Source organism: Bacillus sp. JJ1521 (genome assembly GCF_036965165.1).
GTDB lineage: Bacteria > Bacillota > Bacilli > Bacillales > Bacillaceae_L > Ferdinandcohnia.
This window is the reverse complement of sequence record NZ_JBALOX010000060.1, coordinates 4393-4834: the sequence shown is the minus strand read 5'-3', so window position 1 is coordinate 4834 and position 442 is coordinate 4393. Positions and strand designations below refer to the sequence as shown.

General features: G+C 33.9%; 1 protein-coding gene. It reads left to right on the top strand.

Features of this window, described 5'->3' with window-relative positions; all coding sequences use genetic code 11:
- Window positions 1–68: 68 nt before the first annotated feature.
- Complete coding sequence (gene mtrB, locus V7147_RS09560) at window positions 69–299, top strand: trp RNA-binding attenuation protein MtrB (protein WP_229141242.1); 231 nt, start codon at window positions 69–71, stop codon at window positions 297–299.
- The last annotated feature ends 143 nt before the right edge of the window (window positions 300–442 follow it).

Sequence of the window (442 nt, the reverse complement as noted above, 5' to 3'; positions counted from 1 at the left end):
CCTGGAGCTAGACATCATGAAACTATATCAAAACGGTTCCTTTACATAGTAGTCAGGAGTGAAGATGGATGAGTAATAATTCAAACTCAGAATTTATCGTAATCAAGGCAGTGGAAGATGGTGTGAATGTAATCGGATTAACAAGAGGATCTGATACACGCTTCCACCATTCCGAGAAATTGGATAAAGGTGAAGTCATGATTGCCCAATTCACAGAACATACTTCAGCTATCAAAATACGTGGTCATGCAATTATCCAAACAAGTCATGGAGAAACTGAATCAGATTCAAAAAAATAAGCAGGTAAATCCTGCTTTTTCTTTTGGTATGAATAAAACTAAGGGAAAAACTAAGTGATGTATGTTATAATTAACGTTGTTTTATAAAGACTAATATTAGGTACGTTAATATAGATTAACTTTAATCAGCAGACTGAATAAAG

Excerpts from the sequence above, each read along its gene's own strand:
- mtrB (WP_229141242.1), top strand. The coding sequence starts at position 69 with ATGAGTAATAATTCAAACTCAGAATTTATCGTAATCAAGGCAGTGGAA.